The following is a 12,796-nucleotide window of genomic DNA, read 5'->3' on the forward strand; positions in this document are numbered from 1 at the left end:
TATCTATCTAAAACTCATCGATATTGTAGGCTTTGAGTTTGTTGTAAAGTGTTTTACGTGTAAAGCCTAATAATTTAGCTGCTTCTGTTTTGTTGTTATGGGTTTCGTGTAAAGCCCCAATGATAAGCTCACGTTCATTTTCTTTGGTAGAGAATGAAAAGCGTTCGGTAGGGAAATGGCGTGTTTCTACAATCACTGGTTCAGGTAATTCATTTTCGGTGATGTAATCGCCTTGCGTGAGTAGAGCAGCACGTTTTACAGTATTTGATAACTCGCGTAAGTTTCCACTCCAAGTGTATAAAAGCATTTTTTGTACTGCTTTTTCAGTAAATCCTTGTACGTTCTTGTGGAGTTTTTCATTGGCTTTTTCCAAGAAATGTGAAGCAAATATCATCAAATCGTCTTTGCGTTCATTGAGAGAAGGTACTTTTATGGAGAATTCATTCAAACGGTGATAGAGGTCTTCGCGAAACTCACCTTTGTTTACAGCAGCTAGCAAATCTTCGTTAGTAGCTGCTAATACACGAATATCAACATCAATTTCTTTAGAGCTACCGATAGGTTTGATACGGCGTTCTTGAAGTGCGCGTAACAATTGTATTTGGTTCTCGTAGCTGAGGTTACCTACTTCGTCGAGGAAGATTGTACCGCCATTAGCTTCTTCAAAATGTCCTTTTTTATCACTGATAGCACCTGTGAACGAACCTTTTACGTGACCGAAGAACTCACTTGAAGCGATTTCTTTAGGGATAGCCCCACAGTCTACCGCGATAAATGGTTTGTTTCGGCGTTCGCTTTTTAGGTGAATAGATTTGGCTACCACCTCTTTACCTGTACCGCTTTCTCCCATAATAAGTACGGACATATCGGTAGGGGCTACCAAGTTGATGAACTTACTCAAGCGTTTAGAGGCAGGGCTAACACCTTCGATATAAGGATTGTTAGCATCGGTTTCAGGGGCTTTAGTCACCTTGGCAGGAGCGCTGTTATCGGCAGCTGATGAGGTAGTAGTTTTTTTCGCTACAGAGACGTCCTGTTGTGCAGTGCGAGTGCTGCTTTGGGCGTTTTTGATAACGTTGAGCACATCTTCTTGCTGGAAGGGCTTAGAGATATAATCGAAAGCGCCTAACTTCATCGCTTCTACCGCAGTAGAAACTTCGGCGTAGCTGGTCATTACCACTACGGGAAGATTAGGGAAATTTTCTTTTACTGCTTTCAAAAAATTGATGCCATCTCCATCAGGAAGTCTCAAATCGGTGAAAACCATACTTAGTGATGCGTTTAGGTTTTTTTGTGCTTCTTCTAATGTATAACACCCTATTACATCATATCCATTGCGTTCCAAGAATCGACTTAGCATCTTGGAAAATACTACGTCATCTTCTACTAAAAGAATAGGATTCTTCATATTCGTATATTTTTAAATATAAAAAAATTAATATTTGCTTTTTCTCTATTTTTAAATACTACACAAAAAGCGTGCAAATGTACAAACTTTTTTCGAATAATTGTGTTATTAGTCAAAAAAAAGACTTCCCTTTCAGGAAGTCTTTTCCAATGCATATAATATAAATACTACTACTAACTCCCAAATTTGTTAGTATTTTTAAACTGGCAAAATCTCTTCGGCAGTTTAAAAGACTATTTTTTTACAATAGTTCAATAAATGATTTTGTTTAACAATTAAAATTTTAGCAATGTTTCTTAAAAAAGATGTCGTTTCCCAACGATTTTAGTAAAATGAAATGAAATTTAATTTTTTTGCAATAATCTTGTTTTAATGATTCTTATCTAACAATGTTTCTTTTAGCAATTTTTCTCAGTAATTTAATTTTTAACCAATTTTTGTACTTATGAACAAATCATTCATTATTTAATTATGTATGCATCATAAGTGATTTCTTCTATTCACTTACGCTTTTTACATTGAAAATATCGTGCCAAACTTGAAAAGTATGTTTATAAACTCGTTAATTGCTTTTTTTTCAATGAAATATAATGTTGATAATCTGTTAATAACTATGTTGATACTTTGTTGAAAAGCGTATAATTACACAATTAAAGTGTGTAATAAATGTGTAATTTCTGTTTACAGTTTTACAGTTTTTTGGATATTTCGCAGTACTAAAAGGTTGTATAATACCCCTAATATTAATAAAATTGTGATGGCGGCTATAAATAGTATGCTTTGTTCGCTGTTGAACTCAAAAAGGGTGTTGAGTTTTTCAGTATAGAGTTTGCGTATGTATAGACTGAGTGCTATTGCTCCTGCAACGGCTATTACTGTAACTATGCTGATGACCCATTGATAGAATCGCGCAATTTGATGGGGTTGGTAGCCTATATAATATAGATTTACTATTTGTTCTTTGTGTTTTTGAATGATTAGATTTACGCTGAGCAAGATGAAAGCAACCGATAGTACTATGATAATCAGTGCGATGCCTACTACAAAGAGCAAGGCAGAATGGAAAAAGAAACTCATTTTGCTGAGTTCTAATTCGTCTTTATTAATGGAGAGATTGTGAGTGTTAAAATATTGCAACACGCGCTCATCGGAGGGGTTTTCAAACTCTACTAACAATCGGCTGGTGTTGCTCACTTCGGTTTTGCCATACTTTTTGTTTGCCCAATCTAAAAAACTTTGGGGTACCAAAATAGAGTTGATTTTGTTAGAAAAACCTACAATTCTGCTGGCGTAGTTATCGTTTTTACCATTGCCGCTCACTTCTAAATTGAAACGCACTTGCGAAATGGTATTTTTAGAAAATACGGGTAGCCCTTGGCTTTCGGCAAAGCCAAAGTTATAGAGGTTTAGATAGCTCTCGGGGATGATAACAGGCACAAACCTACTGCCTTCAGTCCATTGCCAGTCATCGGGTTGAACATCGAGGTATTTATCGGGGATGCTTTCAAAAAAGAGATCGGTGTAGAAGAGGGGAATATTATCGTCTTTATCAGTATAAGCACCTATTTTGAAGGAGGCTGGGGTGAAGTGTGAAACACTCTTTACAAACGGCTCTTGTTTGAGTTTTTCCATCTCGTTTTTATCAAAGTAAATACCTTCTTTATCAAGAGTCTTGAAAATGGAAATATTTTTGCTCACTACTGCGTATTTACTTGCAAATACATCGGTTTGATGCTGTAATAACGGCTTTACATCAAAATATAACTGACAGACGGTGAGCAGTATACACACTCCTATACAAAGTGTGAGGGCATAACCTATGACTTGTGATTTAACAAGTGTGTTTTTTTGTAGTTTGTATAACATTTTTTACAATTAACAATTAGCAATTAACAGAATAACAATTAATATATTTAATTTCTAAAACCTAAATTGAGTTTTTTGTTATAGTGGAAAAAATTGTTGTCTTCCAAAGAAGTGAGGAGTAGGCTGGCGTTGCGTACTTGTAGTTCTTCCCCTATGATTTCTCTTAAAATAGTGGTGTTGCTATCGTCTAAATGACTAAAAGGCTCATCTAACAACAGCAACTCAAAAGGCTGACACAAGGCGCGCAAAAGGGCGATGCGCTGGCGTTGCCCTAAAGAAAGTGTTTGTACCAAAGTGTCGCGTTTGTGGGAGAGCCCTACACGTTCTATGAGGCTGTTTATTTGAGCTTCGGTTTTGTAGAGGGTGAGTTTGTTTTTCAAGATGATATTCTCAAAAGCGGTGAGGGTAGGGAAGAGCCTTAAATCCTGATATACATAACTCAGTTTATCAATGCGATAGCGAAGAACTTCTTTTTTGTTAAACACCTCGTTGTAAGTAATTTTGCCATCGTAACTAAAACTCGCACCATAGATGAAATTCAAAAGTGAGGTTTTGCCTTGTCCCGATTGTGCCCTGATGAGGTAACACTGCCCTTGTTCAAAAGTTACTTCTGGCTGTAAATAGATATCGGACGACGGTATTTCGTCGCCCGACATATAGGTAGGTTTTAAATGTTGTAGCTTAATTTTCATAGTTTATTACTTTGTCTATCGACTTGAAGAAAGTATTCAAACTGTTCTTTTCAATCCCTTTAAGGTGATAAATAATTTCAGCTGAAGAGTTGTCGATGCGTTTGCACTCTATGTTAGTAGAATGTTGGGTAAATAAATCGAAAGCTAAACTGCCTTCACGGCTGTTTTTTTCTCTAATTATATCAACATACTCTTGTGGATAATCCTTAGGTTCTAAACTCATATAGAGATAGGTGAGATCTTTGCTTACGTGTTTGCCAAAATCGGATTTCACTGCGTTGTTGCTCACACCGCCTTTTAGGAATGCTTCTACACCTTTAGGAGAATTACTACCGTAGAAAGCCTTATTGTTATAAGCAAAATAAAATGTGAGGTCTTTTTGGAGAGGGAGCTTGTAATAACCATTCTCTAACGCTAAACTAGCAAGTGTTACCCCTTTGTCGAGGAGTGTTTTGTCGCCTATATTGAATGAGAGTCCAAAAATAGGAAACATTCTCTCTTTTTCTACTTCTTTGTATTCATAGCCATCTTCACTTTGCTCATCTTCTACTAAATCATAGCTGATATATTTTTGATTTTCAAAACCTTCAATAGCTAACACAAAGCTACCACCAAAGAAATTGAGCACATTGTCCTTAGTAAGCCCCTGAGTGTTGAGGAGTTTCACGAGGTCGTCCTCATTGAGTTCTTTGCCAAATTGAGCTTTTAAAAACTCGTAGTAGTTTTTCACATTTACAGCGCCACCTATGGCTATAGGTAATTTTTCAGGGAAGTTTTTCAAGATATCTTTATCAAACGAGATATCATACAAGTCGTATTTTTTTAAGAGTTTAGCAGTTTCTTCGTTGTAAATACTATAAGTAGTGAGCTTGATATCATCTTTACCAAAATCTATAAAGCCATAGAAATAAGAGTCTTTTTGCATATTGAAGAGACTTTTGTATAAAGAAGCTGCAATTCCATTGAGGAACATACTGTCGTCTTGCATAAAGCCTCCAAAATTCAACCATACATTGATATCCTTCTGTCCGTCTAAGAAATCAGAAAAGCCTTTGATATCAGTAATTTGCTCTGATTTACTTTGTTCATATAGTTTTTTAAGCACTACATCAACTCTTGTACTATAATTATCATTTACAAGGAAGAGCATTTTCTTGTTGTCCCAACTGAGGGATGCTCCTTCATTAAAATAAACGATGTTTAAAGCACCTTCTTTTTTGATGTCCAACTGAGCTTCTGTAGCTTGAGAGACTCTGTTTAGCAAGTCTTTAAATTTAGCGTCATCGCTTAGTACTGCAGTTACACCTATATAAGGGTTGCGGCTATCACCTCCGTATTTTTTACTGTCACATACAAAAAAGAAAGCGTTCTTTTTAAAGTCAACTCCTGAAGACTTAGGGTCTTTTAGAATTTCATTAAAAATTTTACCCATTTCCTTGTTGTCGTTGCTGATTTTCTCTTTGAGTTTTTGGAAATTCTTGAGTTGTTGTAATTCCTCTACATCGGCTTTTTGGTAAAGCGATTGCAAGTCGAATGAAACGACTACCATAGCATCTTTAGGAATTACTTTTAAGTTCTCACTTTTCTTAGAACAGGAAGTAAATCCTAAGGCTAATACACCTAATAATAAAATAAACTTTTTCATAGTATTAACTGTTATTTGTTATTTGTTAGTTGAACGGTATCTCCATTTTTTAAACTTTTACTCACAACGTTATAAGGTCCTGTGATGATAGTTTCGTCTTTGGTGACACCTGAAAGAATTTCGATATGCACATTGTCCTGAATGCCTGTATTTACAGCGCGAAGTTCGGCTTTACCGTTTTTGAACACGAATACTGCTTCTTGTTTTTTATCAGCGTCTTCTTTAGGCGTTTTAGGGTCGATTTCCGATTTTTTCTTTACAATAATAGCACTGATAGGAACTGCTACTATATCTTTTTTGGTTTTAGTGAGTATATCAACAGTAGCAGTCATTCCTGGGCGGAAAGGAGAATAGCCCGCGGGCTTGCCTTCTAAAAGGTCTTTGTAAGAAGTTTCTTCTATATGTATTTTTACTTTGAAGTTCGTTACTTGGTCTACACTGGTGGTAGTGTTGGCGGTGTTCGCAATATTGGTAACCCTACCTTTGAACACGCGCTTGAGGTAAGCATCGACTTCTACATTCACTGAGTCGCCTACGCTTATCTTCACGATATCATTCTCATTTACATCTACCTCTACCTCCATATTGTGAAGGTTAGCCACGCGCATAATCTCAGTTCCCGTCATTTGCATCGTACCTACTACGCGCTCTCCTAACTCTACACTGAGTTTAGAAATAGTGCCATCAGTAGGTGAGTAGATAATTGTTTTTTTGAGGTTGTCTTGGGCTTCCGATACACTTGCCATCGCACTTTGTACATTGAAACGAGCCGACTCGCGAGAGGCTTTGGCAACCTCATAGGCTGATACAGCTTTGTCCCAATCGGATTTAGAGATAACACCCTTTTCGTACAATACTTTGTTGCGTTTGTAACTCTCTTCAGCTTCTTTGAGCGTTGCGGCTGATTGTTGTAAGCTCGCCCGTACGGTTTCTAAACTCGCTGCACTGCGCTTTACTACCGATTGGTAAATATCAGGATTGATACGCACCAAAAGATCGCCTTTTTTGACCATTTGCCCTTCTTTTACAGGGAGTTCTATAATTTCTCCTGATACTTCTGAAGATAGTTTGATTTCCAATTCAGGCTGTATTTTTCCTGTAGCGGATACTTTTTGGACAATAGTTGTAGGGGTAATTTTTTCTGTTTCAACAGTTAAGACATCACTGTTACCACCAAACCAGCCTGCTTTTTTTCCGACAATTAGTACGATTAAAAGCAAGACAACGGATAAAATAATGAATATAGTTTTTCTTTTCATAACAATCAAGTTGTTTTTCAAAGGCAAAGATAATAAAAAAATACGAATTACGAATTACGAATGACAAAAATAAGTATAATACTATTTTTAGTTCTTCCCTCGTAATTCGTAATTTGTCTATCGTGATTTACCTAAAAAACGTCATTTTTCCATTCTCTCTAAACGCTTCAAAAGGAACTTTAAAACCTTCTATTTTCTTGCCGTTGAGTTGAACGTATTCTACCAAGTTATCAGTGCTGTTGCGAGCTACGGTTTTAATTAAAAACTTCTTATCTTCAGGTAGTTGTAAAGTTACAGTTTTGAATAAAGGATTTCCTAAAATATAAGTATCGTTAGCAGGAGTTACAGGGTAAAAACCTAAAGCTGAGAACACATACCACGCCGAGGTTTGTCCGTTATCCTCATCGCCGCAATAACCATCGGGGGTAGGGGCGTAGAGTTTTTCCATTACCTCACGCAGTTTGGCTTGTGCTTTATGAGGTTTGCCAGCATAGTTATATAAGTAGATAAGATGTTGGATAGGTTGGTTGCCGTGAGCGTAGTTACCCATATCCATAATTTGCATTTCGCGTATTTCGTGTATGGTAAATCCGTAGTAAGAATCGTCAAACAATGGTGGCATTTCAAATACTTCGTCTATCTTTTTCTCAAAAGCTTCTTTGCCTCCCATCAGTTGTATGAGTCCCTCAAAATCCTGAAATACCGACCAAGTATAGTGCAAACTATTCCCTTCGGTAAACGCATCGCCCCATTTTAGCGGATTGAATGGCGATTGGAATTTGCCGTCCTTATTTTTACCTCGCATCCACTTAGTTTCGGGGTCAAATACATTTTTATAGCGTTTAGACTGCTCGTAGTACTGTTTGGCTATATCGGCTTTGCCCATTTTTTCTGCCATACGCGCAATGCAATAATCGGCATAAGCGTACTCAAGGGTGCGAGCTACATTTTCGTTAATCTTCACATCATAAGGTACATAACCTAAAGTGTTGTAGTAATCCACTCCTTCGCGCCCTACCGATTTTACGGGTCTACCATCGTTTTGAGTAGCGTTTTTTAGCATTGCCTCTAAAAGAATTTCGGCATCAGCGGATTCTATATTTCCTTTTAGGTAAGCATCGGCAATGATAGAAGCTGAGTTTGAGCCTATCATACAATCCCTATGCCCCGGACTTGCCCACTCAGGTAACCAGCCCGATTCCTTATAAGCATTCACCAATCCCTTCATCATCTGTTGGTTCATCTCGGGGTACAATAGGTTAAACAGCGGAAATACCGCGCGGAAAGTATCCCAAAAACCATTGTCGGTGAACATATATCCTTTTTCTACCTTGCCATTATACGGACTGTAATGCACCATTTCGCTTGTTTTGTTGTATTCGTAGAAAGTGCGTGGGAAAAGCAGAGTGCGGTACAAACAAGAGTAGAAAGTGCGCAAATGGTCTATGTTCTCGTCTTCCACTTGTATTTTGCTGAGTTCAGTTTCCCAAAGATTGAGAGCCTTTTGTTTGGTTTGCTCAAAAGTGTCGTTGCCCAGTTCTGTTTGCAAATTCAACAAGGCTTGTTCAGGTGAAATGAACGACGATGCTACTTTCACAGTTACCTGTTCGCCTCTTTTGGTGTTGAAACCTATCACAGCTCCTGTATGTTCACCCTTACTTTCAGTGTTTTTAGATAGTTTAAAACCGTTGCCCCACGTTTGTACGCTCTCAAAATCTTTGTCGAAAGTAAGCACAAAGTAGTTGTGGAAGTTTTCGGGCACGCCCCCGCTGTTGTTGCGTGCATAACCTATAATCTTGCGTTCTTTAGGTAATACCTGTACCATCGAGCCCTTAAAATAAGCATCGAGAAGCAAATAAGCCTTGTCACTTTCGGGAAAGGTAATGCGAAACTGTGCGGCTCGTGAAGTAGGTGTAATCTCCACTGAGGTATCATAATCGGCTAAATACACTTTATAGTAATGAGGCTGAGCTGTTTCTGCTTTGTGCGAAAACCACGAGGCTCGCTCTTCTTCTTTGATTTTCAAGTCACCTACTACTGGCATCAATGCAAAAGCCCCATAGTCGTTAATCCACGGACTCGGTTGGTGAGTTTGCTTAAAACCTACGAGTTTATCAGCGTGATATTGATATGCCCAGCCATCGCCCATTTTGTTTGTTTGGGGTGTCCAAAAATGCATACCCCAAGGCACAGCTATTGCGGGATAAGTATTGCCGTTAGAAAGACTAAATTTAGAATCAGTGCCCATCAGTGGGTTTACGTACTCGGTATAAAAAGTTTTGGGTACAATAGGTATATCGTCTTGCTGTTGAGGTTGTTTGTTTTCTGGAGTAGGAGAGGAGCAAGCAAACAAACTCCCTAAAAAGATGGTTGAAAATAATCGTTTCATAAGGTGTTTTTTATTTGAAGGCAAAGGTAGTAATAAATTTTCAATTAACAAGTTTTATAACTTACTTAAACTCAATATTATTTCTTGTGTAAAATTGGCACATTAATTGCTGACTTTCTCAAAATTAAATCTAAATCCCTGATTATACATTGCAAAATGTTGAACAAAAGTTTTATTTTTGAAGGTTAGGGAACTAAAAAAAGAAACTTATGAAAAACAAATCTTTATTCATTGCTCTTTTCTCTTGTTTGCTGGCACCATTGTCGGCACAAACTTCAGATTTGCCTTTTAAAGGAGGTGAATGGTTGCGTTTTAAAGTAAAATATGGTGTTTTTAATGCTAGTATTGCTACAATGTCGGTCAAAGAAGAGATGTATGGAGGTGAAAAAGTGTATCACGCTGTTGGAAAAGGGGCTACTACCGGCTTGGCACGCGTATTTTTTAAAGTAGATGATACTTATGAGAGTTATTTTGGCATCACCGATGGCAAACCGCGTCTTTTTATCCGCAATATCTACGAAGGTGGCTATACTAAATATTTAAAAATGTACTTCAATCACACTGATAACAAAGTGAAAATCCACAATATGGAAAACGGTAAAGATACCGAAATTTCTTTCCAACCTGGGCTTCACGATGTGATTTCGGCTTTCTACGCTCTTCGCCACCACCCCGATATCGAAAATATGAAAGTGGGCGGACAAATCACTTTGGATATGATTTTCGATGACGATGAAGTGTATAAATTCAAACTTAAACTCCTCGGTCGTGAGAAAGTAAAAACGCATTTTGGTACTGTAAATACGCTTAAATTCTGTCCGTTAGTGCAAGATGGTCGCGTGTTTAAAGAAGAAGAAAGTATCACAATGTGGATTACCGACGACAAGAACAAAGTACCTGTAAAACTGCGTGCTGCCTTGCGTGTAGGCTCATTAGTAGCTGAGCTCGACGGCTTTAACAATCTCAAAAATGAAACCGATTTGAAAAAAAATTAAGTATATTGTATAGATAGTTTATTTTTTTTACGTATATTTGTGCCCTCAAACAATATAATCTCAAAAATAAACAATTATACTATGAAAAACTTGTTTTTAGCAGTCTCTGTTTTTCTTGCCTCTTTAGCGTACGGGCAAGATTCAAGTGTGAAAAAACTAATGAAACTCGCTGAAAAAGGCGATGTGAAAGCTCAATCGGAATTAGCCGAAGCCTATCTAAAAGGCAAAGGAGTAAAACGCTCTTTTCAGGATGCTGCCCTTTGGCTTGAAAAAGTAGCCGAAACAGGCGATGCTCAAGCACAATACCAGCTTGCTCACCTTCATCTTGATGGTAAAGGGATGCCTAAATCTGAAGAAAAAGGAGCTGAATGGCTTGCTAAAGCTGCCGAAAATGGTAACCAAAAAGCCGAACAAGAACTCGCCCTCTGTTATCGCGATGGTCGTGGCGTTGCTCAGTCTACCGAAAAGTACTACGCTTGGATTGAAAAGAATGCCGATAATGAAAAAGCTGAAACTTTGCTTGATCTTGCCAAAGCGTATTACGCTGGCGATGGTGTAACCAAAGATGTGAACAAAGCTAAGTTTTGGGCTGAAAAAGCTGCTAAAAAAGGAAGTAAAGATGCTGATTTTCTCCTTGCTACTTGGGTGTACGAAACCAATCCTTCTAACCCCGATGGAATACAACGCTTGATGCAAGTTGCTGAAAAAGGTGATGCCGAGGCACAAGCAATGATAGGAGAGTCTTACCTCAATGGTAAAGGGGTAGAACAATCTGAAAGTAAAGCGATAGAATGGTTTGAGAAGGCAGCAGCCAAAGGTAATGCTACAGCACTCTATCATTTAGCTAATTTCTACTTCTATGGCAATAGTCCACTCATAGGTAAATTTCCTAAAAAAGCACTCGATTACTACACTCAAGCAGCTAATAAAGGCAATGTAGATGCTCAAAGACAATTGGCAGTATGCCTCTATAATGGTATTGGCGGAGCAGCTTCTCAACGCGATGCTTTCAACTGGATTCTCAAAGCAGTGAATGCTAATCCTTCTCCTATAACCGAAAATAATTTAGCTGTATGTTATGCTACAGGCAATGGCACACGCCAATCAGTAGCTCAGGCAGTAGAACTCTTCCGAAAAGCTGCTGATGCAGGCGATGTAACCGCTCAATATAACTTAGGAACTCTCTTGCTTGAAGAACCACAGCAAGATGTGAAAAAAGCCTTTGAATACCTTGAAAAAGCAGCCGCTCAAAACCACCTACTTGCACTTAAAAAATTAGGTGATTTGAACTTCACAGGAAAATATACAAATCAATCTTACGCTCGTGCTTTTGAGTATTACAATAAAGCTGCAAAACTTACTCCTACCCCTGAAAATCAAATGTTAGATTATTTCTATCAAGGGCAAGCCGATGCTTATGCTGATGTGCTTTTCACCCTTTCTCAATGCTATGCTGATGGTAAAGGAGTGAAAAAATCACCACGTGAAGCTGCTAAATGGGCGATGAAAGCTGCCGATTTGTCACACAAAGGAGCTTTTGATTGGTTGCTCAAAAAAGTAGAAGCAAACGATTTAAAAGAAACTCCTGAAGTTATCCTCACCGTTGCCGATGGTTATTTCTATGGCAAAGGAGTGAAAAAACAAAACGACAAAGCTTTTGCTCTATACGAAAAACTTGCTAAACAACAAGACAATATGCAAGCACAAAAACGCTTGATTGAATATTATTTTGAGGCAAAAAACCCTCAAAAAGATGAAGAAAAAGCAGTGTACTGGAGTGAACGTGTTGCTAAAAAAGGTGATGCTGAAACTCAGTACAATTTGGGCAAACACTATATGACTTTAGTGCCTGATGTAGCTCCTGCTCCTAAAGAAAAACCAGCTCCAGAACCTAAAACCCCTGCCCCTGCAAAAGGAAAAACAGCTACAGTTACTACTGCAGCTGCTACCGCTACTCCTACAACACGTACCAGAGTGCGCCCTTCAGCACGCCCTACAATAACAGAAAATACTCCTGCAAAGGCGCCTGCGGTGAACAACCGCACTGTTGCTCAACATAGAGTAGCACACAATGCCCCTGCCCCTAAAACACCTATGAAACGCCTCAATGAACACAAAGGGGTACTTTGGCTCTCCAAAGCTGCCGAACAAAATAATGTAGCAGCACTCACTGAACTCGGTGCTTACTATGAAAGCAAACAAGATTTCGGTCAAGCGGTAACTCAATACCAAAAAGCTGCTCATCGCGAATACGCTGAAGGACAATACAAATTAGGAAATTGTTATTATAATGGTAGTGGTTTAGAACGCTCTAACGAAAAAGCCGCCGACTATTATAAACGCGCAGCTCGCCAAGGTTATGCGCCTGCACAATTCCGCTTGGGTAATTGCTATTATCACGGCGAAGGTATCCAGCAATCCGATGCTCGTGCTATCGATTGGTTTGATCAAGCCTGCGATAGTGGTGAAAAACAAGCCTGCGATATGCTAAAAGTTGCAGTAGCTAAAAAATAAATATTCACAACACTACAAATAAAAAAGC

8 protein-coding genes are annotated in these 12,796 nt (G+C 38.3%); 2 read left to right on the forward strand and 6 right to left on the reverse strand.

The window, feature by feature from the left end; genetic code table 11:
• Positions 1-7: 7 nt before the first annotated feature.
• The 6 genes from DR017_RS04360 to DR017_RS04385 form a co-directional block, all read right to left on the reverse strand.
• Positions 8-1,408, reverse strand: a complete 1,401-nt coding sequence (locus DR017_RS04360; RefSeq protein ID WP_002679882.1) for a sigma-54-dependent transcriptional regulator — start codon at positions 1,406-1,408, stop codon at positions 8-10.
• A 681-nt stretch (positions 1,409-2,089) separates the two neighbouring features.
• A complete protein-coding gene (locus DR017_RS04365; protein WP_002679942.1) occupies positions 2,090-3,274 on the reverse strand; it encodes a transporter in 1,185 nt (394 codons plus the stop codon).
• A 47-nt stretch (positions 3,275-3,321) separates the two neighbouring features.
• Positions 3,322-3,966 (reverse strand): ABC transporter ATP-binding protein, encoded by a 645-nt coding sequence (locus DR017_RS04370; RefSeq protein WP_172458395.1) that lies wholly within the window; start codon positions 3,964-3,966, stop codon positions 3,322-3,324.
• Positions 3,956-5,611 carry a DUF4836 family protein gene (locus tag DR017_RS04375; protein ID WP_002679963.1) on the reverse strand — a complete coding sequence of 552 codons (1,656 nt, stop codon included), beginning with the start codon at positions 5,609-5,611 and terminating at the stop codon, positions 3,956-3,958. The genes DR017_RS04370 and DR017_RS04375 overlap by 11 nt, the downstream gene beginning before the upstream one ends.
• A gap of 11 nt (positions 5,612-5,622) precedes the next feature.
• Positions 5,623-6,870, reverse strand: coding sequence for an efflux RND transporter periplasmic adaptor subunit (locus tag DR017_RS04380; protein WP_002679972.1), 1,248 nt, complete (start codon positions 6,868-6,870; stop codon positions 5,623-5,625).
• A gap of 127 nt (positions 6,871-6,997) precedes the next feature.
• Positions 6,998-9,259, reverse strand: a complete 2,262-nt coding sequence (locus tag DR017_RS04385) for a GH92 family glycosyl hydrolase (RefSeq protein ID WP_002679968.1) — start codon at positions 9,257-9,259, stop codon at positions 6,998-7,000.
• Positions 9,260-9,468: 209 nt separating this feature from the next.
• Between DR017_RS04385 and DR017_RS04390 the strand changes: the two genes are divergently transcribed.
• Both DR017_RS04390 and DR017_RS04395 read left to right on the forward strand, forming a co-directional pair.
• Positions 9,469-10,254 (forward strand): DUF3108 domain-containing protein, encoded by a 786-nt coding sequence (locus DR017_RS04390; RefSeq protein WP_002679877.1) that lies wholly within the window; start codon positions 9,469-9,471, stop codon positions 10,252-10,254.
• An 81-nt stretch (positions 10,255-10,335) separates the two neighbouring features.
• Entirely contained in the window at positions 10,336-12,768 is a 2,433-nt protein-coding gene (locus tag DR017_RS04395; protein WP_002679879.1) for a tetratricopeptide repeat protein, read from the forward strand.
• The last annotated feature ends 28 nt before the right edge of the window (positions 12,769-12,796 follow it).

Source organism: Capnocytophaga sputigena (assembly GCF_900446695.1).
In the GTDB taxonomy this organism is placed as follows: domain Bacteria; phylum Bacteroidota; class Bacteroidia; order Flavobacteriales; family Flavobacteriaceae; genus Capnocytophaga; species Capnocytophaga sputigena.